The organism is Leucobacter sp. NPDC077196, assembly GCF_040687075.1.
In the GTDB taxonomy this organism is placed as follows: domain Bacteria; phylum Actinomycetota; class Actinomycetes; order Actinomycetales; family Microbacteriaceae; genus Leucobacter.
Genome location: NZ_JBFBML010000011.1, coordinates 1 through 25920 on the forward strand (window position 1 = coordinate 1; position 25920 = coordinate 25920).

The window sequence follows — 25920 nt, forward strand, 5'->3', positions numbered from 1 at the left end:
AACTCACTCGGGTATGGCTTTGGCACAACAACATCCTTCCAGACCCACCCCTCGGGCAAGCCAGATCAGATGTCACCTATCCGTGCATCAGACCCTATTGGCATGGAGATCAGCGTTCCACAGCAGAGCAGCGCGACGGCGCCAACCCCAGAAGCAAGCCAAGTAAGGCGAGCTGTGGGCACCCGGATTGCGCTACGTATACGTACCAAGAACGAGATCGCGAGCGCGAAAAATGCCAAACTTGAAGGATGAATAATCTGTTCCATATGGAATTCCCCTTGTCTTAAAAAGATTCCACAGACATCTTAGAGGCCGGCAACCGTGAGTGTCGCTCGGCTCCATCCGAATTGCCGATACGTTGCCAGATAAAAACCGAACCGTCAGTGAACAAAGGTCAAGTGTCATAGTGCGCGGGATCGCACTATTGATGCATATGGGCGCCCATGACGGGAAGTGCGCGATTACCTGTCGACGGTGCGCTACTGGAAGTTTCAAGTGTTGCCGACTTCGGTCGAGGCGCCGGTGTGCTCTTCTCGTCCCCTCTCTCGGCGCAGGATCTGGCAACAGAATGGCAACAACCGTGCGACATTAGCCTGTCCCGAACATCGCTCGAGAAACTATAAAGTGCCCTAAAAACGAGGGTTAAGTGCTTGAACAAGGCTGGACGAGGACTGCTACTAGGTTTCAAATCCCCCCGTCTCCGCCAGTCGAACAACACTGAGAACCCCCGAGCATCGTTGAGAAGTCAACGGAGTTCGGGGGTTCTTGTTGTTGCCGCATGCACAAGTCGCGAGATGTTGCCGCAAACTCCGGTACTCAACCGCCGTCGCGTCGCCCCGCGCGACGAGCGAAGGCGTCGATCGCATCCAGCACGTCATTCTGCCGCCACAATGTTGGTCCGCGATGTTCGATCGCCATGGAAAGAAAGCCCTGATCCTGCATGGCCCGCAAATCGCGATACACGTTCGTGGCTCCTACCCCGATGGCTTCAGCCGCCATTTCCGCGGTGAATACAGGTCGATGCAGTGCGTAGTCGAGGAGACGGAGTTTCGCACTGCGCGCGCGCGGCCTTATTGCCGCATTCCACTGATCGGAGATCTCGTCGATCTCCGCAATGAGTCGTCGTCCATTCGGCACGGCTCGCAGCGCTGCGGTGGCGAAACTCTCGACGATCGGAGTTGGGTCTCCGGCCCGATACTCGGTAAGCGATTGGTGGTAGGCCTCGATGTCAATGAGCAGGCCCGCGGAGACCGGAACCGCAACATTGCGAGTAAGCCTCCTCCGGCGGAGCATCGCTTGTGCGAGCGCACGCCCCGTTCGTCCGTTGCCATCTGAGAACGGGTGGATGGTCTCGAACTGCGCATGGGCGATTGCTATCTGCACTAGCGGAGGCGTGTCGTAGCGTCGAGCAAAGGCAACGAGATCCGCGACGAGGCTCGGCACCCGCCGGTGATCGGGTGCTACGTAGATCGCACCTATCGGGCTCACCGCGCTCTTTCCAATCCACACGGGTTGGTCTCGAAACTCCCCTGGCGTGTGACGAGGCTGTCCGTTCATGAGTACGCGGTGCATATCTGTGATCGCCGCGGGCGAGAGGTCACCCGAAAGGCCGATCGCCGTTTCCATGCTTCGCGTGTTCGCGACAATGTCTCCGGCGTTGCGCTTCCCGGCTCCACCGAGCTCGGCGGTGAAGATCTGACGAGCGGACGCAGTGAGGTTCTCGATCTGCGATGAAGCTGCCGCTTCCGAACGGAGCAGAATCGGGGCAAACGCTCTCATTCTCGCCCCGTGCTCACCGTCGAAGTCTTGAAGTTCTTCTTCTGCTTCCCGTGCGAGATCTTCGACTTCAGCTGATGCATGAGGCGCAAGGCCAGCGATCATCGGCGGTACGGCTGAGCGATACCGTTCTCCGCGATGAGACGCGCGGGTGGCGGCGGGGCCGAACGATGCGATACCCCCACCGGCCCACGTCTGATTCTCGTGGCTGAGTGCCGGCCATGCCCCATCTTGGGGGCGTGTGCTTGCATCGCTCGACACCCGCACTCCTCTCGGTGATATTCGATATACGAGCAATTATCACTTATCGCGTAACTGATAACAATCCGTGCTGACTGTATCACTTTGCGGCTTCCGCCGCGGGAGTGGTGTGGAACGGGGAAACTTCCCTGCAGCGTGCGCAGGGGCGGATGCCGCCCCGTCAAGACCTAGCGTGTGAGCGGCGCGAACCCCTACAGTCGGCGTATGACCGACCTGAACGGCGATGGCCGCTCCGAATCGACGAACGAGCGAGCCGATCGCAACTGGAATGAGATCCTGCAGGAGCTGCGGGTCGCGCAGACCGGCACGCAGATCCTCGGCGGGTTCTTGCTCGCCGTGGCCTTCCAGCCGCGGTTCCAAGACCTCGATCGGTTCCAGCTGACGCTGTACCTCGTGCTCGTGGCGCTGGCGGGCGTCGCAGCGGTTCTCGGGCTCGCGCCGGTGACCCTGCATCGAACCTACTTCGGGAAGCGGCGCAAGCCCGAGATCGTGCGTCTGGGGAGCAGGTTGCTCTCTGCAGACCTCGTGGTGCTCGCCCTGCTCGCCGCGGGAGTGACGGGGCTCGTGTTCGACTTCGCGGTGGGCCGCGTCGCCGGCATCATCACCCTCTTCGTCGGCGTCATCGTGGTGGTCAGCCTCTGGAGCGTGCTGCCGCGCCTGGTGTTCCGGCGCGGCAGCGGCCCCGACCCTCGGGGCCCCGCCGACGACGCGTGATCAATCCGGAGTATCGACCGTGATGTGATCGAGATCGTCGCGCTCGCCGCCCTCATCGCGGCTGTTGCGATCGGCTTCCTGCTGCGTCTCGAAGGCGTCAGCGCCCTCATCGTCATCAAGTTCTTCGTCGGACCCCGCGCTCGAGGCATTTCCGTCGAGCTGCGCGTCGCTGTTCGGCTTGCCGTTCGTGCTGTCGAGCGGCCCGGGTTCGCCGGCGCGCGGTGGGTCGGCTGCGTCTGGCCCGGTTTGGCCGACGCGATCGGCGGCTGCGGGCACCGATTCCTCTACGGAGTCGGGCGATTCGGCTGTCGGGTGTGCTGCGTCTTTCGATGTCATGATGTACGACCTCCTTGGCCCTCGACGTTACGCGAGTCGCCCGCGTCGCGAAGCGGGGTTGTTGTCACTGGTGGTGACTGGTAGCGGGCGCAGGATCGCGTCAGCCGTGACGGTCTTCCCGTGGAATCAGCGGGATCGCGATCAGCGGGGCCAGGGCGACGAGACCGAACACCAGGGGATAGCCGAGCAAGGTGATCGCCGCGCCGATCCCAGGCCCCACCGCCGAGGCTGCGATGAACTGCCCGGTGTTCTGCACGCCCAGCGCCCGCCCTGCCCACCCACTGCCTGCGGCCTCGGCGACGGAGGTGAACGCGAGTCCGTTGTCTGCGACGCTCACCACAGTCGCGATGACGAGCACGATGCCGCCGATCGCGAAGCCGGCGGGTATTGCGTCATGGGTGAAACCGATGAGCGCGAGCAGCACCATGACCACCACGCCGGCGATCGCGACCCAACGCAGCACCCGCACCCGCTCACCGACGCGGTCGCTCACGCCGCCGATGACGATGCGGCCGAGTGCGCCGACGAACTGCGCTGCGCCCATGAGGAGTCCAGCGGCAGTCGCCTGCCAGCCGAGCCCTGCGATCAGCCACACCATGCCGAACGTGGCCAGCGCGAACTGCGGCACGACGAGCAGCACGGATACGGCATGGATTCTGACGAGGAATGCGCTCGCACGATAGGGGTTCGTCTGGGCGGCGGCTACTTGTCGATGAGCAGGTGCGCTGGCGGGGCGCGGAGGATTGCGGATCCCCACGGCGCAGGCGACGGTGATGACCGCGAGGAGCGCTCCGATGACTGCGAAGACGCCGGTGGTCTGAAGGGTTGCCGCGAGGGGTGGCACCGAGACTGCGGCAATCGCCACGCCGAGCGGCTGCGACATCTGCCGCACTCCCATTGCGAATCCGCGACGGTGGCGCGGGAACCAGCCCACGACGACTCGGCCGCTTGCGGCGTTTGTGCTCGCGGCCGCGGCGCCTCCGCAGAAGAGGGCGATGCCGAGCGGCAGCAGGCCATCGGTCAGTGCAGCGGTCAGTGCCGCCGCGGCCGCTGCTGCAGCGGTCAGGCCGAGCCCGCCCGCGATCACCCAGCGCTCGCCGAACCGGTCAGCAGCGGCGCCCCAGAGTACGAGGGTGAGCACCATGCCGAGCGTGGGGGCTGCGGTGAGTGTGCCGACGGCGGCGAGCGGCAGGCCCTGGTCGAGGTGCAGCAGTGGTATGAGATACACGGGTGCGCTGACGAGCACCGTGCCAGCCGCTTGGGCCAGGAGCCCGAGTGCGAGCACGACCCAGGCGCGCGCGGGCACGGGGGCGGCGCCGGTGTTGACTGACGTTCGCATTCGTTCTCCTCGCCTCGGTGCACCCAAATGGTATACCACTTCGGTATGGCATACTGGCGCAATGGAGTCGAACGCAGAGGGAGCGGTGTATGGAGCGCTCCGCAGGTCCATTCTCGAGTTCGACGCAATGCCGGGCGAACGTCTCTCAGAGCGCGGTCTCGAGCGGATGCTCGGCGCCTCGCGCACGCCCATTCGGGCCGCACTCATCAAGCTGGAAGCCGAGGGGTTGACCGGTCGTGAGGGCCGCGGATGGCGAGTCGCGCCGATCGACCTCACCGAGGTGCGGGCGGTCATGGAGTATCGCGAAACCCTTGAGATCGGGGTCACGCGTCTGGCAGTGGAGCGGGCCACCGAGGCGGAACTGCGCTCCTTAGCGGAGCCGCTCGACACTCAGTACGACGTCGACGACCAGGCGATCAGCCTGCGCGACGGGAGCGACTTCCACCGCTCCCTCGCCCAGCTGAGCGGCAACCCGTTTCTGCGCGATGCCGTTGCGTCGACGCTCACGCGACTCGCGCGCCCCCGGTGGCTCGCTGTGGGGTCGGCAGCGTCACGGGCGCGGGTGCGCCACGACCACCGGGAGATTCTCGATGCGCTTCTCGAGCGCGATGCTGACCGAGCGTGCGCGCTCGTCTCCGCCCATACTCGAGCGACGCAAGAACGCCTGGTGGGCTACCTTACCGAGGAACGCGCTCGGTTACGCGGCCGCGGTCTCGCCATCGTCGAGAGCTGAAGTGGCTGCCGTCGATGCTGCAGAGGGTGCGCTGCGATCGGCGGCCCATCGCAGGTAGGCGAGATAGGGGTCGTCGTTCGGCAATGTCACGGCGCCACCCGTCGACCGGCGCCGACCGAGGCCGAAGAGCGCGACAAGACTCGCGAGTCGAAGCGGATGCTGTTGGGGTGCGCCCGCCTCGACGAGTGCGGGAAGAACGGGTTGAGAGCGCGCGGCCGGCGACAGTGCGACCGCGTGTACGGCGGCGACGGGGCCTGCTGAGGGCGACACCGGGCGTGGACGGTGCTTGTGGGGCACGAAGGGCTCCTTGAGAGAGGATGGCGCAGAGAGAAGTTGCAGAACGGTCTAGATCGGGAGCGGATCGAGCACCGACGAGGTCGGACCGATCGAACGGTGCGTCTGCTCGATGGCCTCCTCCACGAGCGCTCGCGCACTGCGACGGGTATTCATCGCTCGGCGCTGCCGCTCCGCGCCGGTTCCGTTCGCGAAGACGTCGGCGATCATCTGCGATACGCGTTCCAAGTCGCCCGACGCCGAGAGGGCGGGGGCGATGTGCGCGAGCAGGGCGTCGATCGCGACCTCGGGCTCACTCGGCTGACCGAGAATCGGATTCAACAGCGGCCCGGTGATGCCGTGTCGGCTCGCCGACCACATCGCGAGGCGCAATACGGGCGTCGGCAGCGGATCTGGTGAGAACCCTGCTCGCCACTCGTGCGCCGCGGTCGTGACGAGAGCGCGGATGATGCCGGCGATCGCGACGGAATGGGCGGCCTCGAGGCAGACGTCTGCAACGCGCACCTCGACGGTCGGAAAGCGCACGCTCAGCCGTGCATCGAAGTAGATCATGCCATCGTCGACGAGCACGTCGGTGGCGAGCAGCTCTTCGACCGCCCGGTGGTAGTTCGCCGGGGATCCGAAGGTGTCGTAGGGCCCTGCGGTCGGCCACCGGCTCCACACCTGATAGCGCTGACTGGCGTACCCGCTGTCTCGCCCGTCCCACATCGGAGAGTTCGCGCTCAGTGCGAGCACGAGCGGCAACCAGGGGCGGATCCGGTCGAGCACGGCGACGCCCTCGGCATCGTCGCACACGCCGACGTGCACGTGGAGCCCGCACGTCAGCTGCTCGCGCATCATGCCCTGAAACCGCGCCTCGATTTCGGAGTACCGACTTGAAAGGGTGAGCTGCGTGGGCCCCGACGTCGCACTGGTGGCCATCGCAGCGGCGCGCAGGCCGATCTGCTGGGCGGCGGTATCGGCGAGCGTGCGCCCGGCCGTCACACTTCGCTCGAGATCCGCCAGCGACGTGTGCGGAACCGAGATGACCTCGATCTGCTCTCGCTTGCCTTCGCGCTCGAGGTGAGTGACGCACGCCGCTTCGGGCACGAGAGTGGCGACATCCGCAGATGCGGCGGCTGCGAGCACGAGCTCGATCGCAGGTGCGGGGCGTCCGGTGCGGGGATCGACGAGCAGCAACTCCTCCTCGACGCCGACGGTGCGGAGGCCTTCGCTTTCGCGGCTGTGATCCGATGGGATGCGCATGCCAATTCTCCTTCTGAAACGCCGCGGCAGGTATGGCCCGCAACGCGGCTCCTGCATGATTCAGCGTACGAGTGCGCAGCGAAGCCCGATAAGCCCTTGACGAATCAGCGATCGTAGGGCACGCGAGAGGTGAGCACCCGCGTCACGCGGTGCGCAGCCACCAGGTGATCAGAATCATGGTGACGAGTGCTCCCGAGGCGTAGTTCAGCCAGATGAAGCGGCGCCACGCGCGGTTCGTGCGGCCCGAGTCTGCGTCGCTGACGCGAGCGTACGGTGCGCAGTTCGCGAGGTAGGGAATGGCGACGATCGCTGCGAGCGAGCCGGGGAACGTCGTGAAGAGCATGAGCACGCCAGCGATGGCCCAGAGCACGAGTGCGAGGCGCACGGTCGACGCGGCGCCGAGCACTGTGGCGATCGACCCGATTTCGGCGTCTCGATCCGGCACGACGTCTTGCACCGCACCGAATGCGTGCGCTGCCATGCCCCAGCAGAAGAAGGCGAGCAGGATCAGCCAGAGCTCCGGGGTGAACTGCGCTCCTGCCGCCGTGAGACCGACGACGGCCGGGCTGACGAAGTGGGTGCTCGACGTCGCCGAATCGAGGAAGGGGCGCTCCTTGAACCGCAGCACCGGTGCAGAATACGCGACGACTGCGAAGGTGCTCACCGCGAGCGCGAGCCACGATCCCGGCCCGCCTGCCACGGCGAGCACGACGAGAAACGGCACGCTGGTCAGCACCGCGAGCCAGAGCATCGGGCGGTGGTACTTGGGGGCGAGCAGGGCGCCCTCGATCCCGCCCTTTCGGGGGTTATTGATATCGGAGGCGTAGTCGAAGACGTCGTTGATGCCGTACATGGCGAGGTTGTACGGAATCAGGTAGTAGATCGCTCCCACGATGAGCACCCAGTCGACCTCGCGGGTGGTGAGCAGCATGGCGGCCGCGAAGGGGTACGCCGTGTTGATCCAGCTGACCGGCCGCGATGCGACGAAGGCCTGTCGCAGCAGCTGTGCGTTCCAGCCGGAGTGCTCACGCGCGTGCATCGGTCGGGTCCTTTCGTGCGGTGCGTCTCCGCAAGGTCAGTCGGGTCCAGAGCGCCGGCGCCAGGAGTGCCGCAGCGATCGGATAACTGAAGTCTTCCACGGGAACGAGGCCGACCGTGGGGCCGAGCGTATGCCCGTGGCCGTACGAGAAGAGATCGGCGGCGATCATGAGTGAGTCGAAGACGGTGGTGAGGATCGCGAGCACGACGATCGCGATACCGGTCGCCGCCCATTGACGCCCGGCGACGCGACGTTCGCGCCACGGCGTGAGCGCCAGCGCGCCGATCAGTGCGCCCGCCAAGAAGGGGATGCTGATGAGCAGATAGGTCACCGGTCTGCTCCGTCGATCTCGTGCTGGCCCGCCTGGTCCGCCCGGTCCGAACGTCGCTCGATGATGCGCACCGCTCCGGTGAAGATGACCATGGTGCACAGCACGAGGAACGCGAGGAAGACGGGCTCCTCGATTGGCAGCTCGTGCGCGATGAGAATGCCGGTCATGCCGGGGCTCGCGCCCATCTCGAACACGCCGGTGACGATACCGACGACATCCCAGGCGAGCAGGAAGAGCACGCCGACGATCACGACGATGGCCGCGGCTCGCCAGTCGCGCCAGAAGAAGAGCCGGAAGCGGGCGTCGAGCAGCAGCATGCACGCGCTCACCCCGAGCAGGGAGGCGAGGTAGATGATCCCCATGTCAGGAGCGCTCCGGGGCCGGGAGCGGGCCGGCGGAGTGATCGCCGCGGATGCGCTTGAGCACGAGTTCGGCGCTGATCAGGCACATCGGGATGCCGACGCCCGGCGCGGTGGTCGCCCCCGCGTAGTAGAGATTGTCGACACGCTTCGACCGGTTCTGCGCGCGGAACATCGCGCTCTGGCGCAGCACGTGGGCGGGGCCCAGCATGCCGCCGCTCCACGAGTGGTAGTCGTCGGCGAAGTCGCGCGGCCCGATGGTCTCGCGCACCACGATGCGCTCGCGCAGATCCGGAATGCCCGCCCACTCACTGATCTGATCGATCGCGGCGTCGGCGACCCGCTCCACGACCGCGTCGCCCTCGCCGTCGGAGCCGCCGCTGCCGATCTCCGGGTCAGCAGGCACGGGAACGAGGACGAACAGGTTTTCGTGCCCATCGGGCGCGACATCGGGGTCGGTCTCGCTGGGCTTGCACACGTATGACGAAGCGGGGTTGGGAATGCGCCGCGGCTCGTCGAAGATGTCGCCGAAGTTCCGATCCCAGTCGCGCGCGAAGAAGAGCGAGTGATGCGGGAGCTCCGGCAGGGCCCCGCGCACCCCGAGCAGCACGAGCACGGCGCCGGGGCCGCTGATCTGCTTCGACCACCAGGCCTCGGGGTACGTGCGAGCGGCCTCCGGCAGCAGCTGCGTCTCGGTGTGGTGCAGGTCGGCGGTGGAGACCACGACCTCGGCGGGGATGCGGTGCTCCTCGCCGTCGGCATCGCGCCAGCGCACGGCCCGCGCGGTCGTCGAGAAGCCTGCGCTGCGGTCGGCACTGTCTCGGTCGACGCGCTGTGATCCTGCGCCCACCTCGATCTCGCTCACATCGGCGTCGAGCACGATGCGCGCGCCGGCCTCTTCCGCGAGCGCGGCGAGACGCTCGACGATAGCGTGGAAGCCCCCCATCGGGTATCGCACGCCCTCATCGAGGTCGAGCGCGCTCATCAGGTGGTACATTGCCGGCGCGTCTTTGGGGTTCGTGCCGAGGAAGACCGCTGGGTACCCGAGCACCTGGCGCAGCACCGGGTGCGCGAAGCGCTGCGCCACGAAGGATCGCAGCGAGGTGCCGAGCAGCCGCGCCAGGCGGGGCAGCGCGCGCAGCACGGGCGCGACGCCGAGCGTGCGCAAGCGCGTGAAGGGGTTGTAGAGGAAGTACCGCTCCGCCATGACCGTCGTCTCGGCCGCTGAGTCGAGGTAGGCGTCGAACGCCGGCCCGCTCTGCGGCTCGAGGCGCTCGAACACCGCGCGCGCGGCGCCTCGGCCCGCGGGAATGGTGATCGGTCCGGGCAGCGCCCCATCGGCCTCAGGCTCGCCGAACACGCGATAGCCCGGGTCGAGCAGGCGGAGGTCGAGCTGTTCCTCCGTCGACGTGCCGAGCATCTCGAAGAAGTGATCGAAGACGCCTGGCATGAGGTACCACGAGGGGCCGGTGTCGAAGCGGAAGCCGTCGCGCGAGCGGGTTCCGGCGCGACCGCCGACGCGGCTTCCGCGCTCGAGCACGGTCACCTCGTGCCCTTCGCGAGCGAGCAGTGCCGCGGTGGCGAGGCCCGCGATGCCGCCTCCGATGATGACCGTAGTGGTGCTGGTGCTGGTGCGGCTCATAGGTGTCTCGCTCATCGTGTTTCGGCCACGGTGCGGGCGATGGATCGCGAGATGACCACGGTCTTCTGCCAGTCGGGCACGCGCACTCTGCGAGCGTACAGCTCGTCGATCGAGGTGCGCGAGATCCGGTGGGTCAGCGCCGCGAAGAGGTTGAGTGCGCAGCGCACGGCCGCGCGGGCATCCTTCGGCAGCAGGGGGAGTACCGCGCGCGCGTCGGCGAGTTCGGCTTCGATGCGACGCACCCAGTCGATGCGATCGGCGTCGGTGAGCCGCTCCTGCGTACCGAGATAGTTGCGGCCGAGGCGATCCGTGTCGTCGGCGAGATCCCGCAAGAAGTTGACGTTCTGAAACGCTGCTCCCAGGCTGCGGGCGCCCCGCTCGAGGCGGTGCTGCTCGAGGGCGTCGAGCGAGCGATCTCGGGTGAAGATGCGCAGGCACATGAGACCGACGACTTCGGCCGAACCGTAGACGTAGGCGCCGTGCTGCTCGGCGTCGAAACCGCGCAGCTGATCGGCCTCGTCGGTGTTCGGAGCCGGCAGGTCTGCGCGCATCGACGCGAAGAAGGGCGCGGTCAGCGATGCGTCGATGCCTGCGGCTCGCGCGGTCTGCGCAAAGGCGTGCACGATGAGGTCGCTCGAGTAGCCGCAGTCGATGGCGCGGCAGACCTCGGCTTCGAGACGCTGCAGAGCGTCCGCTTGTTCTTCATGGGTGAGGCCCGCTCCCTCGGTGACGCCGTCGACGAGCTCGTCGGCGACGCGGACCAGCGCGTAGACGTTGCGCACGTGCGGCCGGTGCCGCTGCCCGAGCAGCCGGGTCGCGGCGCCGAATGACGTCGAGTAGCTGCGGATTACGACGGCGGAGGCGCGCATCGCCGACCGTGAATAGCGGTCGAGCGGAGTGCGGGCCTTCACGAGCGTCGCCCATCGAGGCGCTCGGCGAGCGCCACGAGCTCGTGCCGTGCCGCATCGGGGAGGCCGGAGGCCGGATCCGCGAGCGTCTCGTGCAGCGCGCGCATCTGGTCGTCGATGAGCCCGTGCACGAAGGCTTCGGCTCCGCAGTCGCGCAGCACGTTCCGCAGTCGCTCGCCCTCTGCGTTCGTGAGCGATCCCGCGCCGAACGATGGTTCGATCTCGGGCCACGCGCTCGTCATGCGGGCCGCTGCGATCACGGCAGTCTCCTTGCCCTCGCGCAGATCGGAGAAGGCGTCTTTTCCGTGGGCGGCTGGATCGCCGAAGGTCGAGAGCACGTCGTCTTGCAGCTGGAACGCGAGCCCCAGGTGCGCCCCCGCTGCGGCGAGCGCAGCATCGGTCGCGGGCGAGTCGGCCCCGGCCAGAATAGCGGCGGCCCGCAGCGGCAATTCGAACGTGTAGGTGGCCGTCTTGAGGCGGCACATCTCGAGCACCGTCGCGGTGTCGGCGACGACGGTGCCGTCTTCGAGGCCGATGTCGAGCTGCTCGCCGATCACCGATTCAGTGATGGCGTGGGCGAGCAGGTCGAGCAACCGGCCGCGCACTGATGCGTCGACGTCGACCCTGGCGAAGATCTGATGCACCTCGGCCAGCAGCAGGTCGCCCATCAAGATGCCGCAGCTGCGCGCCCAGTGCAGGCGTTGCGGAGAGGGAGGTGCCGGCTCCGACTGCTCGTCGTGCGCGAGCAGACCGACGAGGTTCGGCGCGCCGCGACGAGTCAGATCGCCGTCGAACACGTCATCGTGCAGCAGGAAGGAGCTGTGCAGCAGCTCAATGGCTGCGGCGATCTCGATGGCCGCGCGGGGGAGTGCGTGGTCGCTCAGCGCCGCGAACATGTCGAGCATGAGTCGCGGGCGGATGCGCTTGCCGCCGGCGACGCGCTCGCCGCAGATCTTCCAGAGCTGTGCGAAGACGGGGTGGTACGCCTCCGCGGCGCGCGTGCGAGTGGTGAACACTTCGGCGATGGCGAGCGACACGAGGTCCACGTCCTTCGTCGCGGTCGCGGCGGAGGACGCCGCGTGCATCTCTCGCAGCTCGTCCACAGTGCCCCCGCTCGTGTAGAAATCTTGATTACTCACCTGGAAAGTGATCAACTTCAGGATAATATTCTGATGTGACGAAAAACAAGCGGAGCGCCGAAACCGACGTGTCGCCGCCCGCGACGGGGGATTCGACGCTGTACCGGGTGGATCATTCGGATCCGAGATCCGAGCTCGTCGACCGAACGGGGCTCGACCAAGCGGACCTGCAGCAGATCGCCCAGCTCATGGAGGCGCTGCGAACCCTTCGCGAGGCCGAGGAGCGCTTGTCGGCGGCCTCGCTCAAGTACATGCGATTGAGCAGCGTCGACATGCGCGCGCTGCACTTCTTGATCGTCGCAGGCAACACCGACGTGCTGCCGACACCGGGCGCGATCGCCGCGCACCTCGGAATCTCGAGCGCTTCGACGACCAAACTGCTCGACCGTCTCGAACGCGGCGGTCACATCTCGCGCGAACGGCACCCTGAGGATCGGCGCGCGCTCGTCATCCGCATCACTCCCCACACCCACGAGGCCGCGAAGCGCACGGTTGGTCAACAGCAGGCCAACCGCTTCAATGCCGCTGCCCGACTCTCGCCGGAAGAACGCGAGATCGTCGAGCGCTTCCTGCGTGACATGACCGCCGAGATCGATGTCAGCGGCATCGCCTGGGCCGAGGCTGCCGAGGCCGCTGCGCATGACAACACCGCGGAGGAAACCGCATCCGAATGATGCGACTCCCTCCGCGGTGATCACGAGTGGTCGGCGCCTGCTCGCAGGTCCGACCACTCACTGGGGATTCGTGTTCGCTCCGGCTCAGTGCTCGCCGAGCGCGACGGCGAACTCGTTCGGCGTGTGGTCGAGCTCGACCGATGCGGTGATATCGCCCGTGCGGAGGTCGACCGCGTGCACGGAGTTGGTCGCGGGCTCCGTCACGTAGGCGGTGTCGCCGCCGGAGCCGATGATCGCGGGGTGGGCGTCCTGCCACTCGGCCGGGCCCTCCCAGGCGTCGATCACGGGGAACTCGTCGACCAGGTCGCCGGTCTCCGGATCCAGCACGTGGATGGAACCGTCGGTCGAGAGGATGTACGCGAGATCGTCGGCCCCGCGAGTGACATCGCGGTAGGTGAACCGCACGTTCTCGGGCAGATCGACCACGTTCAGCTGCTGCGCGGCGGTGTCGATGAGTGCGACCGAACCGAGCAGGTAGCCCTCGGCGTCGGGGTCGGACTTGTAGTCGCCCACCACGATGGGGCTGGTCTCTGATACGTACGCGTTGCCCATGCGGCCGTAGGTATCGGGAGCATCGAGCTTGGTGAACTCGCCATCCTGGTAGAGCAGCGCGCCGTTCTCGCAGCCGAAGACGACGGCCTCATCGGCCGCGGTGCCCTCGCCGTGAATGCCGGGGCACTGGTCGCTCGACGCGACCTCGTCCCAGTGGTCGTCGTGCGCGTGGAGTGCAATGGCACCCGAGCGGGAGGTCTCATCGCCCAGGGTCGTCACGAGCGTGCCGTCCTCGAGTTCGATCGAGACGCCGTGGTGCGCGTGCTCGGCGGTGTGAGTGACCGCTTCGGGCAACTCGCCTTCGGCGTGCGCGAGATCGTGCGTGTCGAAGACCGTGGTCTCGCCGTTCCCGTCGTCGAAGAGCACGGTCTTGCCTGCGTGGCGCACAACGTGCCCGGCAGCCGAGGCGGGAACGACGAGGTCGGTGAGGGTCGGCTCGGCGGTGTCGAGCAGCTGGAAGCCCTCGGAGGTGGTCACGAAGACGTGGCGTCCGTCGCCCGCGGCGTTCAGGCGAGTGAATTCCTCGCTGTCGAACTCATCGACCAGTTCGAGTGTCTCGGCGTCGAGCACGGCGACGCCGCCCTCGTATGAAACGGCGACGCGCTGCTCGTCAGAGTGGGCGTGCTCCTCGCTCGAATCGTTTGCGGGCGAGGTGTCGGCCGCCGAGTCGTTCGCGGCGCTCGATGAGCAGCCGGTCGCGAGCAGCGCGATCCCGAGCAGCGCCGCCGGCGCGGCATATCGGAGGTGTCGTCGGGTCATGGTCATGTCCTGCTTTCTTTCCGTGGGTGTTACTTCGTCAGTCCCTCGGAGATGCGCGCGGTGTTCGCGCGCATCATCTCGAGGTAGGTTTCTGCGCCCTCGCCCGGTGCTGTCAGCGACTCGGTGAAGAGCTCTTCGACGTTCACGTCGATGTCGGCCTCGCTCGCGAGCACCTGCACCAGGCGGTCGGGTTGCGAGGATTCGGCGAAGATCGTGGGGACTCCGGCCTCGGTGATGGCGTCGCTGAGCTCCTGTAAGTCGGCCGCGCTCGGGGCGGCGAGCGTGGTACCGCCCGGGATCGCTGCGCCGACGACGCGGAAGTCGTACCGGTCAGCGAGGTATCCGAAGACGTGGTGATTCGTCACCAGGGCGCGGTGCCCCTGCGGAATGGCCGCGAAGGCCTCCGTCATCTCCGCATCGAGCGTCTCGAGTTCGCTGCGGTAGCCAGCCGCGTGCTCGGCGAGTCGAGCAGCGTCGACCCCGTCGATATCCGACGCGGCCTGTTCGACCGCATCGACGACGTCGAGCATGGTGCCCGGGTCGGTCCAGAAGTGAGGATCGGGGGTTCCGGCCGCATCGCCGCTCGCGTACGGGAGCGCTTCGACGGCGTCGCCCGCGACGAGCTGGGGAGCCCCGGCATCGGCGGCTCGGTCGAGGTGCTGCTGCAGCCCCTCTTCGAGCCCCAGTCCGTTCGACACGATCAGGTCGGCGTCGCCCAGCAGCGCGGCCTCCTGCGCCGAGATCTCGAACGAGTGAGGATCGGCGTTCGCACGCATCAGCGTGATGACCTCGGCCTCGTCACCGACAATCTCCCCGACGACGTCGCCGAGGATGTTCGTGGTGACGACGATCTGCGGTCGATCCGCGTCGCTGGTCTGATCGGGCGCCGAGCAGCCGGCCAGCGCGAACGACGCGACCGCGAGTGCGACGATGAGCATCGGGCGGCGAGCGCTCATCGGCCGGTCTCCGCAATGAAGTCGGCCGCGACGCCGGATTCGAGCGTGCGGGCCACGCGCGCCCCGTCTGCGTAGTCGATCTCGGAGACGACGCCCGAAGCCGGGTCGTTCAGATAGGCGCGCTGGGCGTCGACGGTGAGTGACACCTGCCCGTCGTGGTCGGCATCGGTGATCAACGGCTCCGTCGCTGCGGTCTCGGCGCCGCTTGCGTCGAAGACGCGTACCGAGCCGTCGGGCGCCAGTGCGACGAGGTGTTCGGTCTCATCGTCGACTGCGGACGCAGCCAGGGGGCGCTCTGGCATCGCGATCCAGCGCCACGACTGCTCGCGCGTATCGAGGAGCCACACGCCGCTGCCGTCACCGAGCCCCGCCACGGTGGGGCGGCCCTTGCGCGCCGAGAACTCGGTTGCGGGCGGCGCGGCATCGGCGGGGTACGCGACCTTCGTCAGTTCGGTCGCGCCATCTGACGGGGTAGCGAGCACCGCGCCGTCGGCGCAGCCGACTACGACTGCGAGCCGCGTCGTGATCGTGCCAGACGCATCGACGCACGCGATGGAGTCGGTCTCGGTGCCCTCCGCGTCGACGGCGCGCAGACGCTCGATGTCTCCGTCGCGGTTCGCGTCGGTCACGAGGGCGCCCTCGCCGATCGGGGCGATGAGCCCATCGTGGGGCGTGACCTCGAGCCGCAGCGTCTCGCTGATCTCTCCCTTCGACAGGGCGCCGTTGTCGAGCAGCACAGCCTCGCCCGATTCCGGGAAGAAGACGCCGGTGCTGCCGGCGGTCGACAGCATGCCGGTGGCGATCGTCGCGACGCCCTCGCCCGCGATGCTTCCGGGTGCTGCCGGAGCAGCACGGTAGTAATGGAAGTGGTCGACGTGATCCCACGTCCACGCACCGCTGTCGATCACATCGACGCCGTGTTCATCGGCGACGAACGCATAGCGGCCATCGGTGGATACCTCTTGCGGCGCGCGCACGTCATCGAGCTCGGTCTCGGTGCCGTCGAGCAGGTCGAGCAGCGATACCGATCCGCCCGCATCGATGGAGACGAGGTGCAGCGGCGGCTCGGGAGCCTCGGCGGCTCCCTCGATCTTGCCGTGGCCGGCGCCGGTGTCTTCGGTCGCGTCATCTGCCGAGGCGTCGGAAGACGACGCCTGACCCGGTGCGGGCGCGTCGGAGGGCGAGGCACTGCATCCGGCGAGCAGGAGTGCGAGTGCGGCGGCGCCGGCCGCAGCGCCGGCCAGACCGGCGGAGCGGGTGGGGCGGGGGGAGTACGGAGACATCGTGCCTTTCACGAGGGTGAGGTGGTCTGGGGAAACTTGGTGCGGGGTGCTGGCATCGAAGCGGCGAGCACCGGAGTTCTATCGGCGTTGTCCGTACCTGTGACGCCCCCGGCGCGTGCTTGCGGAGCGCGGCGGACGCCGTTCACGGCGCGGGAGATCAGTGCGGAGAGCACTGCCAGGGCGATGGCGCTCGCCGCGATCGAGGCGCCCGCTGCCGTGCCGAAGTGCCAGGAGGCGAGCAAGCCGATGGAGACTGCAAGTGCACCGGCAGCTGTGGCGAGCACCATGCGTGTCGCGATGCTCCGCGTCCACGGCGCTGCCGCGACGGCTGGGGCGAGCAGGAGGCCGACGACCAGCAGCGAGCCAACCGCTTGGTGCGAGCTGACGACCGCGAGGGTGACGAGACCGACGAGCGCGACCTGCGCGAATTGCGGCCTGAGGCCGAGGGTCGTGGCGATGCGCTGGTCGAACGCGGCGGCCACGAATCGGCGATGGAATGCGGCGGCGACCCCGATGGTGACCACTGCCGAACCGGCGAGCAACCACAGGTCTGCCGAGGTGATGGCGAGGATGTCACCGAAGAGCATCACCGTCGCATCCGTGGCGAAACTGCGGGAGTGCGACACGATGATGACGCCGAGCGAGAGCATCGCGACGAAGAGCAGGCCGATGCTGGTGTCGTAGGAGAGGCGCCCGCGGCGCTGCACCCAGCCGATCAGCATGCTCATCGCGATCGCGCTTGCTGCTGCTCCAATCGTCGTCGGCAGGCCGATCACTGTCGCGAGAGCGACTCCGGGCAGCATGCCGTGGCCCAGAGCCTCGCCGAGGAATGCCATGCCGCGGATCACGACCCAGGTGCCGACGACGCCGCACACGACCGCGACGAGCGCTCCGCCGATGAGCGCGCGCAGCACGAAGTCGGCGGTGAAGGGTTCGAAGAATGGCAGCACCCGCTCATCTCATTCACAAACGAGAATCATTATCAAAATCAGTTAGACTGGTGGCATGTCACTTCTGACCGAGACCCGCGATTCCCGCGCGGCACTGCTGCGCCCCGCACTCCGAGCCGTGGGCATCCATTTCGCTTTCGACGGAGCCCCGGTGCTCAACGGCATCGACATCGAGCTCGAATCGGGCAGCGTCACCGCGATTGCCGGCGCGAACGGCGCCGGCAAGTCCACGCTGCTCGAGGTGATGGCAGGCGTTCGCGCGCCGTCTCGGGGCAGCGTCGAGCGATCCGGATCGGTCGCACTGGTCGTGCAGCGCATCGCAGCCCCCGACGCGCTTCCGGTGACGGTGCGCGAAGTGGTGGCGATGGGCACCTGGGGTCGCCGACGCGCCAGCCGCGCCGCGGGCCTCCAGCGGGCCAGTCGCATCGAGATCCGCCGGCGCGTTGCAGAAGCGCTCGAACGCGTCGCGCTCGTCGAGCTGGCCGAGCGTCCGTTCACAGGGCTCTCGGGTGGGCAGCGCCAACGCGTGCTACTCGCGCAGGGCATCGCGCGTCGAGCCCAGATCTTCTTGCTCGACGAGCCGGCCTCGGGGCTCGACTCCGAGAGCCGCGAACGAACGCAGACGATTCTCGCCGACGAAGCGGGGCGCGGCGCGGCGGTGGCGTGCGTGACGCACGACGATGCCGCGATCGCCATCGCCGATCGGATGGTGCGGTTGGAGTGCGGCGTGCGCGTGGCGTAGGCGTAGGCTCCGGTGCCGCGATCCTGCGCCTGTGCGGGGGGGATCGGTGAGCGCGGCCTAGACTGGTGGGCACGCTGCGTTGCGCACGCAGTGGCGAACCAAGGAAGGGTGGTTGCACTCCGATGATCACCGAACCCGTAGCCGAAGTCGACCTCGACGCGATCGCGGCGAACATCCGCGTACTCTCGGCGCTTGCGCCGCACTCCGAGCTCATGGCGGTCGTGAAGGCCGACGGATACGGCCACGGTGCACTGAAGGTGGCGCACGCGGCCGTCGCCGCGGGGGCCGGATCGCTGGGCGTTGCAACCATCGCAGAAGCGCTCGCGCTCCGAGCCGGTGGAGTCACGGCCCCGATCCTCAGCTGGTTGTCGACGAGCGGCTACGCCGCAGCGATCGCGCACGACGTGCGCCTGGGCGTGAACTCGCGGCGACAGCTCATCGAGATCGCCGACGCTGCCCGGGAGGTCGGGCGACCGGTCGAGGTGCACGTCAAGGTCGATACCGGGCTGAGCCGCAACGGTGTTACCGAGGCCGAGCTCTCAGACGTGCTGCGTCAGCTCGGGCAGCTGCGCGCAGAGGGAGCGGTGCGCGTGCACGGCCTCTTCAGTCATCTCTCGCACGCCGACGTGCCCGAGCACCCGCAGAACAGCGTCCAGCTGGAACGCTTGCTCACTGCACGCGCAGCGTTCGACCGACACGGCATCCCGGTCGAGCAGATGCACCTCGGCAACTCGGGCACCGCGCTCGCCCGGCCCGACCTGCACCTCGACGCACTGCGACCTGGGCTCGCGATGTACGGGTACACGCCGTTCGAGACGCCCGACGCATCACTCACCCCGGCCATGACGCTGAAGGCGCCGCTCACGCTGACGAAACGCGTGCACGCCGGTGACGGCGTCTCGTACGGCCATACGTGGATCGCCCCACACGACACCACGCTCGGCCTCGTGCCGCTCGGCTACGCCGACGGGGTGCCGCGCATCATGTCGGGCAAGTTCGACGTCGCGATCGGAGAGCGCCGGTTCCCCAGCGTCGGTCGCGTCTGCATGGACCAGTTCGTCGTCGATCTGGGCCCCGACGCTGCTGGTGTTGCCGAGGGCGACGAGGTCGTGCTGTTCGGGCCGGCCCAGGGGTGGCGTCCGAATGCCCGCGAGTGGGCGCGCGCGGCCGAGACGATCCCGTGGGAGATCCTCACCAGCATCGGCTCGCGCGTGCCGCGCAGCTACGTTCACTCCGCCTGAAGCGGCTGTACCTCCGCGCGCCGCCGGCCGCGCCCCCGCCGCGCCCCCGCTGCACCGCCACCCCTTCCACCCCTTCCACCCCCAACTCCCCCAGCGGGGTCACTCTTCGTGCGTGTCGCGCGCCCAACACGCACGAAGAGTGACCCCGCTCGCAGATTGCGGCGGGGCGGACGGGGGGAAGGGATAGAAGGGGGTGGAGTGGAGGGGTGGGACAAGCGGCAGCGACCCGGCATGCTAGACAAGGGGTACCGCGACAGCGACCAATGGAGGAGCACCATGGCACAGTACGAACGTTTTACCGCGCACAACGGATTCGTCCTTCCGCCCATCGGCCTCGGAACATATCGTCTGAACGGTGACGACGGAGCCGAGGCCATCGCCGACGCGGTACGGGCCGGCTACCGACTGCTCGACACGGCGGTGAACTACGAGAACGAGGGGTCGGTCGGCCGGGGCTTGAGACTCGCGGGCGAAGCGGCGGCCGGCGTCATCGTCACGTCGAAGCTGCCGGGCAGGCACCACGAAGCACCGGCGAACCGTGCGAGTATCGAAGAGAGCCGTTCCCGCATCGGCGTCGAGTCACTCGGCCTGCATCTCATCCACTGGCCCAATCCCTCGCAGGCGCAGTACGTCGACGCCTGGCAGGGGCTGATCGATTCGCGGGAGCGGGGCGTGGTCGATCAGATCGGCGTCTCCAATTTCTTGCCAGAGCACATCGAGCGCATCGAGCGTGAGACCGGGGTGCGCCCGGTGGTGAACCAGCTGGAGGTGCACCCGTACTTCCCGCAGGTGGAGGCTGTCGAGGCGCACCGCGAACTCGGGGTCATCACCGAGGCGTGGAGCCCGATCGGTCGCGCCGGCGCGATTCTCGATGAGCCGATCATCCGCGAGATCGCGCAGTCGCACGCGTGCACTCCCGTTCAGGTCGTGCTCGCCTGGCACACAGCGCGCGGCGTTGTCTCGATTCCGCGGTCGCAGCATCCTGAACGCCAGCGAGCGAATCTGGCCGCCGTCGACGTATTGCTCGAAGACGCCGAGGTCGCCGCGATCACGGCACTGGGGCGGCCCGATGGCCGGCTGTTCGACGCGGATCCGCGAACGCACGAAGAAATGTGACCCGTTCGGCGGCGCTTCGCCCGATGCCTGCGCAGGGTGCGAAGCGCCGCCGGCGTCAGGAACTGACGATCTCGTCAGCGCGCACGGCGACCCACTCGATGAGCGGCAGCATTCGCTCCATGAGCTCGCGGCCGCGGTCGGTGAGGCAGTATTCGACGTGCGGAGGTACGGTCGGTAACGATTCCCGGTGCACGATGCCGTCGGAGACGAGCTGACGCAGAGTCGATGCGAGCATTTTCTCGCTGATTCCCTCGACTTCACGCCGCAATTCGCCCCAGCGGTGCGTGCCGTCTGAGAGGGTGCAGAGCACCAGTACGCCCCATCGGCTCATGATGTGATCGAGAACGACGCGCGTGGAGCAGGCCGGGGCGAACGCGCCCGTCTCCCGTAATTCCGCGTAACTTACCATTTCGGTAGTACCTTACCGGAAAGTGGGTACCTGCGTTCGGGAATGTGTGAGTCGCGTCATCCGCTGCACTCCTCGTACCCCTCCCGAAAGGAACCACATGACCATCCTCATTACTGCCGCAAGCGGCGCGCTCGGTCACCTCGTCGTCGAATCGCTGATCGCGCGCGGCGTCGAGCCATCGAACATCGTCGCAGGTGCGCGCACGCCCACGAAGGCCGCCTCGCTCGCCGAGCGCGGTGTCGCCATTGTCGAGCTCGACTACGATGCGCCCGCGACCATCGAGGCGGCGTTCGCGGGCGTCGACCGCGTGCTGCTCATCTCGGGCAGCGAGGTCGGCAAGCGCGCCGCACAGCACCAGGCCGTGATCGACGCGGCGGTACGCGCGGGCGTGCAGCAACTCGCGTACACGAGCCTGGCCCGGGTCGAGCAGAGTTCGCTGACCCTCGCGCCCGAACATCTTGCAACGGAGCGAGCGATTCAGGCCTCGGGCCTTCCCGCCACGATCCTGCGCAATGACTGGTACGCCGAGAATTACGCGGCGAACATCGACCAGGCCGCCGCAACGGGTGTGCTGCTGTCAGCGACACAGGGCGGTCGCGTCGCGGCGGCCGCGCGCGCCGACTACGCGGAGGCCGCGGCCGTCGCGCTCATCGGCGACGCGCATATCGGCAAGACGTACGAACTCGGAGGCGACCCGGTCACCTACGATGAGATCGCGGCCGCGATAGGTCGGGTGGTGGGGCGCGACGTAGTGCACCAGGACGTGTCTGCCGCAGACTTCACAGCGGCGCTCGAGAGCGCGGGCCTCGACGCCGGCACGATCGCGTTCCTGGTGGGGCTCGACGCTGGCATTGCGGCGGGAGACCTCGATATCGAGGACCCGACGCTCACTCAGTTGATCGGCCGCCCGGCGACGCCGCTCCATGAGGCTCTCCGCGCGGCGCGTGCCGCGGCAATCGCGCACTAACCCGTCGTCTCGGCATCGGTTCGCAGCCGCGGCGGAACGCGAGACACGCGAAAGGGCCGCGCTCGGATTCTCCGTGCGCGGCCCTGATGCTCACTCAGGCGGCGATCTTCTCGCCGGCTGCTGAACTCAGTCGGCGATGGTATCGCCGGTTATGGAACTCAGACGGCGATCTTCTCGCCTGCGAGAATCTTCTCGACCTCTTCGTAGGCGTCGGCCTCGGGGATGCCGCGGGCGAGGGCGAACTCCGTGACGAGAATACCGCTCGCACGCTGGTACATGGCCTTCTCGCCGGTGGAGAGCTTCGCGCCCTGGCTGCGACGCCACAGGTCGCGCACGACCTCGCCGACACGGTGCACGCTGCCGGAGGCGAGCTTCTCACCGTTCGCCTTGAACCGGCGCGACCAGTTGCCGGGCTCTTCGGTGAACTCCTCCTGGAGAATCTGAATCAGCGACTCGATGCCGTCACGATCGATGAGCTCGCGCACGCCGATCTCAGTAAGCTGATCAGCTGGAATCTGAATGGAGAGTTCGTTGAGCAACGGTTGCAACGTGAGCCAAGTGCGCTCGACGCCGCCGATCTTCTTCACCTCGATCGCAGTGATCGTAACCGCACCGTGATGCGGGTACACGAGGGTGTGTCCCACGACGTGAGACTGCTGCATAGTGATCTCCTCAGGCAATGTCGTGTGCGGACGCGCGGGCTGGATGCCTCGCGGTCTCGACGAGTGCGAAGGGAGTGGACGCCGCAATATGCCGTCCGCGTGCCCCGAACTTGCACTTCCTACTAATTTTAGCCGATTACGGCCGATTTGCCCAATCCCAGGCAGTATCATGCCCCGTCGTCTCTCGGTGATCGGGTGCGATGCGTCAATTCAGCACGATGATGCCGATGTTGAGGGTGCTGGCAAAGCAGAGCCACAGCAGGTACGGCACCATGATCCAGCTGGCGATACGCGACCATTTCGCCGCGGACACCGCAAGCGCCATCACGGCCACGATCAGCGCGATGATGATGACGGCGGCGATCCACCAGGCCGCGGCGCCGAATACGGGGTAGCCAGCGAAGAACACCGGAGTCCAGAGAGAATTGAGCACCATCTGCACGACGAAGAGCGTCAACGCGGAACGGGCGGCGTTCGGGCCTCCCATGCGGAACCCGGTGCGCCAGATCAGAAAGCCGGCGAGCGCGATCAGCGCGTACAGGGTCGTCCACACGGGACCGAAGACCGCGTTCGGGGGATCCCACGGGACCTTCTCGGCATTTGCGTACCAGCCGTCGACGCTACCGGATGAGGCGAGCGAGCCGCCGAAGGCGACTGCCGCGACGATGAGCAGGAAAAGAACGGCGACGATCACTTGGCGCAGCGTGGTCGGGCCCTTCGCCCGCGCGATGACCTTCTCGTCTACCTGCAAGTCCATGTGAACGGCACCCCTTTCGCTGTCGGTTGACCGCGCTGGTCACATGCGTACCACTGTGGCAATTCCCACACCAGGGCGATAGGGGGTTGCGGGGTGCGGCGCATCCGAGGCACCCCCGTACGCAGAGAGCCGGCGTCGGTGAGTCGCCCACGGGGCATATGAACTCACCGACGCCGGATCTCTCACCGACGTGTCACACGCGAACACTCGGTAGCGCGCTCAACCGGAGAGGTTGTTTCGCGCTTCCCCGGCACGCGACTGGACGTCGTCGCTGGCCGTGGTGGCCTCGTCCTTCACGTGCTCAGCGGCTTCGGCTGCGCGACCCTTCACGGCCTCAGCGGCTTCGGCCGCGGGATCCTGGAGATTCGACGCGACCGATTTCGCGGCAGCGGTGGCTTCATCGACGAGCGGCTGCGCCTCTTCGCGAAGCGTCTGCGAGAGCTCCTTCTCCTTCTCCGAACTCGGGATCAACGATGCCGCGACCAGCCCGACGCCGAAAGCGATGAGTCCGACGGCAAGCGGGTTGCCCTCGGCCTTGGCCTTGACGTCGTGCGCGGCGTCTCCGGCGCGCTCAGCGACGCCTGATGCGGTATCGCCCGCGTCATCGGCTGCGCCCATGACGCGATCCTTCAGCGAGCCGAACTTGGAGCGCACTTTGTCCTTCTGCCGATCGACGATCTTGCCCGGGGTGACCTTGTCGACCAGCGCGTCGGTGTCGGCGCCCAGGGAACGGCGCGTGCGCTCGATATCGGCGCGAATGGCATCCGGTGACTCGTTCATAAGTTCTCCTCATTTCTCTTGAGTGTCGGAATGAATTCTTGAAGGGTCTCCATCGTTTGCGGCGCGCCCTTCACCTTCTTGAGCTGGGCTTTACCGATGACGAACAGCACGATGGCGATGATCGCCCAGACGCCGGCCACGATGAGGCCCGACCAGCCGCCGCCCACCAGCGTGGCGAGCGCCGCCCAGAGCGCGATGGAGAGAAACAGCACCACCATGCCTCCGGCGTAGGCCGCCCCGCCGAGCATGCCGGCGCCGCGGCCCGTGTTCTTCGCCGATTCGCGAAGCTCGGCTTTGGCGAGGGCGAGCTCCTGGCGCATGAGCGTCGAGAGATCTCCGGTCACCTCGCTCAGCAGGTCGCCGAGCGACTCATTCGCTGCGCGTTCTTCAGAGGGGGTCGGGTCGGCCATCTGCGCCTCCTCCCGTGACGTCGCCGTGGCGGGATGCGTCGGTGAGTCCTGGAGTCCCGGGGGCTCCCGGGCCCACGCCTGGAATGGGTGATCCCGGAGCAACCGGGGGCGGCGGGGTGGGCAGTCCGGAGGCCGGAGCCGCTCCTGGAGTCGATCCCGGGGCCACCGGACGCGACACGGGAGCGGCCGGGCTCGAACCTGCCGCGGCCGGAGCGGCTGCCGTTCGTGCGGGGGCGGCGGGAGCCGAGGAGGCGTGCGATGCACTCGACGCGCGCGATGCACTTGATGCGCCGGATCCGCTCGCCGACTGCTCGTGGGCGCTCGACGCGAGTGCGCGCGTGAGCCGCCCTGCGACCACACCGGCGACGGCGGCGATGCCGATGAAGGCTCCGGGCCGACGGCGTGCGAACGCCTTCACCTCGTCGACGACCTCGCGGGGCTCGTGGCTGTCGAGCCAGTCGCCGATGCGCGCCACCTTCTGAGAGGTCTGACGCACCAGGTCGGGCGCGACTCCGCCGCCCGAGGCGCTCGAAGCCATCGCGTCGAGATCGTCGCCGGCGCGCTGCAAACCGGTCGCGAGCCGCGACTGCTGCTTCGACGCCTCGTCGCTCAACTCGCGAGTCGACTGGGCGATGAGCTCGTGCAGCTGCATTGAAGCTTCTTCGACCACATTGCCAGCCTCATCCTTGGCGGTGTGCGCGACGTTGCTCGCACCTTCCTGCACCGTGTGGGCGAGTTCGCCGGCCTCCTCCTTGGCGGTGTCGACCGTGCCAGATGATGATGCGCGATTCGGATCCGGGTTTCCGCTCCCGAGGAGCTCATTCTCATGGGACATGTTCTCTCCTTCCACGCCGGTCGGTTGCCGGTGTACGACCGTTTGTAGTCGAAGGAAGGCAGGAGGAAACGGGCCTTGCCAGGTCGGCGATCATGTGCGATCCGCGCGAGTCGAGCACTGCAGGCGGCTATGCGAGCGTCTGTACCGCATCAGGCGTTTCGGTCGACGGAGATAACGTCTACGGAAACCTTGGTCCCCGAGATATCAGCGACCATCATTGTGCAGTTTGGCTGTCGCCGTCGATCGGTGGGGGAGCCCGGGTTGAGCAGCCGCATGCCGCCGGGTGAGACCGAATCCCAAGGGATATGGGAGTGCCCGAAGATCAGTACATCGGTGTCGGGAAAGGCGACGTCGGCCCGCCGCTCGCGTCCCGAGGCGGCACCGGTCTCGTGCACGACCGCGATGTCGAGCCCCTCGACGCGCACCCGAGCGATCTCGGGAAGTCGCGCGCGCAGCTCTGCACCATCATTGTTTCCCCACACCCCCACGAGGGCGCACGATCGGGCCTCGAGCAGATCGAGTGTCGCTGCATCGACCCAGTCGCCCGCGTGCACCACCAGGTCGGCCTCAGCGCATGCGGCGAGGACGGCGCTCGGCATGCGCTTCGCCCGCTTCGGCAGGTGCGTGTCGGCGATGATGAGTAAGCGGGTGGACATGCCCCCACTCATATCGCGGCAGGCGGGCAAGATGCAAGGCTCTGCCGCGATCCTG

General features: G+C 67.4%; 30 protein-coding genes. 8 read left to right on the forward strand and 22 right to left on the reverse strand.

All coding sequences use genetic code 11. The features are described 5' to 3' along the window. Positions 1 to 252, forward strand: a 252-nt coding sequence (locus AB0O71_RS11130; protein ID WP_363745250.1) for a hypothetical protein, incomplete at its 5' end; no start/stop codon positions are given. A gap of 564 nt (positions 253 to 816) precedes the next feature. Here the strand turns inward: AB0O71_RS11130 and AB0O71_RS11135 are convergent. Then, on the reverse strand, positions 817 to 1779 hold the full coding sequence (locus AB0O71_RS11135) for a Fic family protein (protein ID WP_363745252.1): 963 nt from the start codon (positions 1777 to 1779) through the stop codon (positions 817 to 819). Positions 1780 to 2241: 462 nt separating this feature from the next. Here AB0O71_RS11135 and AB0O71_RS11140 point away from each other — a divergent pair, with 462 nt between their 5' ends. Beyond that, positions 2242 to 2751: a DUF6328 family protein gene (locus AB0O71_RS11140; RefSeq protein ID WP_363745254.1), complete on the forward strand. Its 510-nt coding sequence runs from the start codon at positions 2242 to 2244 to the stop codon at positions 2749 to 2751. Here AB0O71_RS11140 and AB0O71_RS11145 read toward each other — a convergent pair whose 3' ends face one another. Together AB0O71_RS11145 and AB0O71_RS11150 are read right to left on the reverse strand one after the other, a co-directional pair. Next, positions 2752 to 3087: a hypothetical protein gene (locus tag AB0O71_RS11145; protein WP_363745256.1), complete on the reverse strand. Its 336-nt coding sequence runs from the start codon at positions 3085 to 3087 to the stop codon at positions 2752 to 2754. A gap of 100 nt (positions 3088 to 3187) precedes the next feature. Next, complete coding sequence (locus tag AB0O71_RS11150) at positions 3188 to 4426, reverse strand: MFS transporter (RefSeq protein ID WP_363745258.1); 1239 nt, start codon at positions 4424 to 4426, stop codon at positions 3188 to 3190. Positions 4427 to 4487: 61 nt separating this feature from the next. Here AB0O71_RS11150 and AB0O71_RS11155 point away from each other — a divergent pair, with 61 nt between their 5' ends. Continuing rightward, positions 4488 to 5159: a GntR family transcriptional regulator gene (locus AB0O71_RS11155; protein WP_363745260.1), complete on the forward strand. Its 672-nt coding sequence runs from the start codon at positions 4488 to 4490 to the stop codon at positions 5157 to 5159. Here the strand turns inward: AB0O71_RS11155 and AB0O71_RS11160 are convergent. The 8 genes from AB0O71_RS11160 to AB0O71_RS11195 all read right to left on the reverse strand — a co-directional run bounded on the left by AB0O71_RS11160 (position 5124) and on the right by AB0O71_RS11195 (position 12116). Continuing rightward, positions 5124 to 5456 (reverse strand): hypothetical protein, encoded by a 333-nt coding sequence (locus AB0O71_RS11160; protein ID WP_363745262.1) that lies wholly within the window; start codon positions 5454 to 5456, stop codon positions 5124 to 5126. The two genes, AB0O71_RS11155 and AB0O71_RS11160, sit on opposite strands and share 36 nt — an antisense overlap. Before the next feature lie 48 nt (positions 5457 to 5504). Then, on the reverse strand, positions 5505 to 6698 hold the full coding sequence (locus AB0O71_RS11165; protein WP_363745264.1) for a glutamate--cysteine ligase: 1194 nt from the start codon (positions 6696 to 6698) through the stop codon (positions 5505 to 5507). Between the two features lie 142 nt (positions 6699 to 6840). After that, a complete protein-coding gene (locus tag AB0O71_RS11170) occupies positions 6841 to 7737 on the reverse strand; it encodes a prenyltransferase (RefSeq protein WP_363745266.1) in 897 nt (298 codons plus the stop codon). Further along, positions 7724 to 8068, reverse strand: coding sequence for a lycopene cyclase domain-containing protein (locus AB0O71_RS11175; RefSeq protein WP_363745268.1), 345 nt, complete (start codon positions 8066 to 8068; stop codon positions 7724 to 7726). Before AB0O71_RS11175 ends, AB0O71_RS11170 begins: the two co-directional genes overlap by 14 nt. After that, positions 8065 to 8430 carry a lycopene cyclase domain-containing protein gene (locus tag AB0O71_RS11180; protein ID WP_363745270.1) on the reverse strand — a complete coding sequence of 122 codons (366 nt, stop codon included), beginning with the start codon at positions 8428 to 8430 and terminating at the stop codon, positions 8065 to 8067. The genes AB0O71_RS11175 and AB0O71_RS11180 overlap by 4 nt, the downstream gene beginning before the upstream one ends. Position 8431: 1 nt before the next feature. Beyond that, positions 8432 to 10069: a phytoene desaturase family protein gene (gene crtI / locus AB0O71_RS11185; protein WP_363745272.1), complete on the reverse strand. Its 1638-nt coding sequence runs from the start codon at positions 10067 to 10069 to the stop codon at positions 8432 to 8434. Between the two features lie 11 nt (positions 10070 to 10080). Then, positions 10081 to 10938, reverse strand: a complete 858-nt coding sequence (locus tag AB0O71_RS11190; protein WP_363745417.1) for a squalene/phytoene synthase family protein — start codon at positions 10936 to 10938, stop codon at positions 10081 to 10083. Between the two features lie 38 nt (positions 10939 to 10976). Further along, complete coding sequence (locus AB0O71_RS11195; protein WP_363745274.1) at positions 10977 to 12116, reverse strand: polyprenyl synthetase family protein; 1140 nt, start codon at positions 12114 to 12116, stop codon at positions 10977 to 10979. Positions 12117 to 12151: 35 nt separating this feature from the next. On the opposite strand from AB0O71_RS11195, the gene AB0O71_RS11200 reads away from it, so the two are divergent. Beyond that, positions 12152 to 12790 (forward strand): MarR family transcriptional regulator, encoded by a 639-nt coding sequence (locus AB0O71_RS11200; protein ID WP_363745276.1) that lies wholly within the window; start codon positions 12152 to 12154, stop codon positions 12788 to 12790. Between the two features lie 84 nt (positions 12791 to 12874). Here the strand turns inward: AB0O71_RS11200 and aztD are convergent, their stop codons facing one another. From aztD to aztB, 4 genes are read right to left on the reverse strand one after another with little or no spacing between them, the layout of a single operon-like run. Continuing rightward, positions 12875 to 14101 (reverse strand): zinc metallochaperone AztD, encoded by a 1227-nt coding sequence (gene aztD, locus AB0O71_RS11205; protein WP_363745419.1) that lies wholly within the window; start codon positions 14099 to 14101, stop codon positions 12875 to 12877. Between the two features lie 29 nt (positions 14102 to 14130). Continuing rightward, positions 14131 to 15057, reverse strand: coding sequence for a zinc ABC transporter substrate-binding protein AztC (gene aztC, locus AB0O71_RS11210; protein ID WP_363745278.1), 927 nt, complete (start codon positions 15055 to 15057; stop codon positions 14131 to 14133). Beyond that, a complete protein-coding gene (locus AB0O71_RS11215; protein ID WP_363745280.1) occupies positions 15054 to 16340 on the reverse strand; it encodes an ABC transporter in 1287 nt (428 codons plus the stop codon). Before AB0O71_RS11215 ends, aztC begins: the two co-directional genes overlap by 4 nt. An 8-nt stretch (positions 16341 to 16348) precedes the next feature. Continuing rightward, on the reverse strand, positions 16349 to 17290 hold the full coding sequence (aztB, locus tag AB0O71_RS11220) for a zinc ABC transporter permease AztB (protein ID WP_363745282.1): 942 nt from the start codon (positions 17288 to 17290) through the stop codon (positions 16349 to 16351). Between the two features lie 55 nt (positions 17291 to 17345). Here aztB and aztA point away from each other — a divergent pair, with 55 nt between their 5' ends. From aztA to AB0O71_RS11235, 3 genes are all read left to right on the forward strand, one after another. Next, entirely contained in the window at positions 17346 to 18032 is a 687-nt protein-coding gene (gene aztA / locus AB0O71_RS11225) for a zinc ABC transporter ATP-binding protein AztA (protein WP_363745284.1), read from the forward strand. A gap of 122 nt (positions 18033 to 18154) precedes the next feature. Beyond that, a complete protein-coding gene (gene alr / locus AB0O71_RS11230) occupies positions 18155 to 19273 on the forward strand; it encodes an alanine racemase (RefSeq protein WP_363745286.1) in 1119 nt (372 codons plus the stop codon). A gap of 276 nt (positions 19274 to 19549) precedes the next feature. After that, positions 19550 to 20389: an aldo/keto reductase gene (locus AB0O71_RS11235; RefSeq protein ID WP_363745288.1), complete on the forward strand. Its 840-nt coding sequence runs from the start codon at positions 19550 to 19552 to the stop codon at positions 20387 to 20389. A 55-nt stretch (positions 20390 to 20444) separates the two neighbouring features. On the opposite strand, the gene AB0O71_RS11240 is transcribed toward AB0O71_RS11235, so the two are convergent. After that, positions 20445 to 20798: a helix-turn-helix domain-containing protein gene (locus tag AB0O71_RS11240; RefSeq protein WP_363745290.1), complete on the reverse strand. Its 354-nt coding sequence runs from the start codon at positions 20796 to 20798 to the stop codon at positions 20445 to 20447. A gap of 97 nt (positions 20799 to 20895) precedes the next feature. Between AB0O71_RS11240 and AB0O71_RS11245 the strand changes: the two genes are divergently transcribed. After that, positions 20896 to 21765, forward strand: a complete 870-nt coding sequence (locus AB0O71_RS11245) for an SDR family oxidoreductase (protein ID WP_363745292.1) — start codon at positions 20896 to 20898, stop codon at positions 21763 to 21765. Positions 21766 to 21923: 158 nt separating this feature from the next. On the opposite strand, the gene AB0O71_RS11250 is transcribed toward AB0O71_RS11245, so the two are convergent. The 6 genes from AB0O71_RS11250 to AB0O71_RS11275 all read right to left on the reverse strand — a co-directional run bounded on the left by AB0O71_RS11250 (position 21924) and on the right by AB0O71_RS11275 (position 25865). Beyond that, complete coding sequence (locus tag AB0O71_RS11250; RefSeq protein WP_363745294.1) at positions 21924 to 22427, reverse strand: CarD family transcriptional regulator; 504 nt, start codon at positions 22425 to 22427, stop codon at positions 21924 to 21926. A 205-nt stretch (positions 22428 to 22632) separates the two neighbouring features. Continuing rightward, complete coding sequence (locus AB0O71_RS11255) at positions 22633 to 23184, reverse strand: TspO/MBR family protein (protein WP_363745296.1); 552 nt, start codon at positions 23182 to 23184, stop codon at positions 22633 to 22635. Positions 23185 to 23403: 219 nt separating this feature from the next. Further along, on the reverse strand, positions 23404 to 23964 hold the full coding sequence (locus AB0O71_RS11260; protein WP_363745298.1) for a DUF3618 domain-containing protein: 561 nt from the start codon (positions 23962 to 23964) through the stop codon (positions 23404 to 23406). Further along, entirely contained in the window at positions 23961 to 24374 is a 414-nt protein-coding gene (locus AB0O71_RS11265; RefSeq protein WP_363745300.1) for a phage holin family protein, read from the reverse strand. Before AB0O71_RS11265 ends, AB0O71_RS11260 begins: the two co-directional genes overlap by 4 nt. Beyond that, on the reverse strand, positions 24352 to 25209 hold the full coding sequence (locus tag AB0O71_RS11270; RefSeq protein WP_363745302.1) for a hypothetical protein: 858 nt from the start codon (positions 25207 to 25209) through the stop codon (positions 24352 to 24354). The genes AB0O71_RS11265 and AB0O71_RS11270 overlap by 23 nt, the downstream gene beginning before the upstream one ends. 149 nt (positions 25210 to 25358) lie before the next feature. Next, positions 25359 to 25865 carry a metallophosphoesterase gene (locus tag AB0O71_RS11275; protein WP_363745304.1) on the reverse strand — a complete coding sequence of 169 codons (507 nt, stop codon included), beginning with the start codon at positions 25863 to 25865 and terminating at the stop codon, positions 25359 to 25361. Between the last annotated feature and the right edge of the window lie 55 nt (positions 25866 to 25920).

Excerpts from the sequence above, each read along its gene's own strand:
- AB0O71_RS11135 (WP_363745252.1), bottom strand. The coding sequence starts at position 1,779 with ATGAGAGCGTTTGCCCCGATTCTGCTCCGTTCGGAAGCGGCAGCTTCA.
- AB0O71_RS11140 (WP_363745254.1), top strand. The coding sequence starts at position 2,242 with ATGACCGACCTGAACGGCGATGGCCGCTCCGAATCGACGAACGAGCGA.
- AB0O71_RS11145 (WP_363745256.1), bottom strand. The coding sequence starts at position 3,087 with ATGACATCGAAAGACGCAGCACACCCGACAGCCGAATCGCCCGACTCC.
- AB0O71_RS11150 (WP_363745258.1), bottom strand. The coding sequence starts at position 4,426 with ATGCGAACGTCAGTCAACACCGGCGCCGCCCCCGTGCCCGCGCGCGCC.
- AB0O71_RS11155 (WP_363745260.1), top strand. The coding sequence starts at position 4,488 with ATGGAGTCGAACGCAGAGGGAGCGGTGTATGGAGCGCTCCGCAGGTCC.
- AB0O71_RS11165 (WP_363745264.1), bottom strand. The coding sequence starts at position 6,698 with ATGCGCATCCCATCGGATCACAGCCGCGAAAGCGAAGGCCTCCGCACC.
- AB0O71_RS11170 (WP_363745266.1), bottom strand. The coding sequence starts at position 7,737 with ATGCACGCGCGTGAGCACTCCGGCTGGAACGCACAGCTGCTGCGACAG.
- AB0O71_RS11180 (WP_363745270.1), bottom strand. The coding sequence starts at position 8,430 with ATGGGGATCATCTACCTCGCCTCCCTGCTCGGGGTGAGCGCGTGCATG.
- crtI (WP_363745272.1), bottom strand. The coding sequence starts at position 10,069 with ATGAGCCGCACCAGCACCAGCACCACTACGGTCATCATCGGAGGCGGC.
- AB0O71_RS11190 (WP_363745417.1), bottom strand. The coding sequence starts at position 10,938 with ATGCGCGCCTCCGCCGTCGTAATCCGCAGCTACTCGACGTCATTCGGC.
- aztD (WP_363745419.1), bottom strand. The coding sequence starts at position 14,101 with ATGACCCGACGACACCTCCGATATGCCGCGCCGGCGGCGCTGCTCGGG.
- aztC (WP_363745278.1), bottom strand. The coding sequence starts at position 15,057 with ATGAGCGCTCGCCGCCCGATGCTCATCGTCGCACTCGCGGTCGCGTCG.
- AB0O71_RS11215 (WP_363745280.1), bottom strand. The coding sequence starts at position 16,340 with ATGTCTCCGTACTCCCCCCGCCCCACCCGCTCCGCCGGTCTGGCCGGC.
- aztA (WP_363745284.1), top strand. The coding sequence starts at position 17,346 with ATGTCACTTCTGACCGAGACCCGCGATTCCCGCGCGGCACTGCTGCGC.
- alr (WP_363745286.1), top strand. The coding sequence starts at position 18,155 with ATGATCACCGAACCCGTAGCCGAAGTCGACCTCGACGCGATCGCGGCG.
- AB0O71_RS11235 (WP_363745288.1), top strand. The coding sequence starts at position 19,550 with ATGGCACAGTACGAACGTTTTACCGCGCACAACGGATTCGTCCTTCCG.
- AB0O71_RS11240 (WP_363745290.1), bottom strand. The coding sequence starts at position 20,798 with ATGGTAAGTTACGCGGAATTACGGGAGACGGGCGCGTTCGCCCCGGCC.
- AB0O71_RS11245 (WP_363745292.1), top strand. The coding sequence starts at position 20,896 with ATGACCATCCTCATTACTGCCGCAAGCGGCGCGCTCGGTCACCTCGTC.
- AB0O71_RS11250 (WP_363745294.1), bottom strand. The coding sequence starts at position 22,427 with ATGCAGCAGTCTCACGTCGTGGGACACACCCTCGTGTACCCGCATCAC.
- AB0O71_RS11255 (WP_363745296.1), bottom strand. The coding sequence starts at position 23,184 with ATGGACTTGCAGGTAGACGAGAAGGTCATCGCGCGGGCGAAGGGCCCG.
- AB0O71_RS11260 (WP_363745298.1), bottom strand. The coding sequence starts at position 23,964 with ATGAACGAGTCACCGGATGCCATTCGCGCCGATATCGAGCGCACGCGC.
- AB0O71_RS11265 (WP_363745300.1), bottom strand. The coding sequence starts at position 24,374 with ATGGCCGACCCGACCCCCTCTGAAGAACGCGCAGCGAATGAGTCGCTC.
- AB0O71_RS11270 (WP_363745302.1), bottom strand. The coding sequence starts at position 25,209 with ATGTCCCATGAGAATGAGCTCCTCGGGAGCGGAAACCCGGATCCGAAT.
- AB0O71_RS11275 (WP_363745304.1), bottom strand. The coding sequence starts at position 25,865 with ATGTCCACCCGCTTACTCATCATCGCCGACACGCACCTGCCGAAGCGG.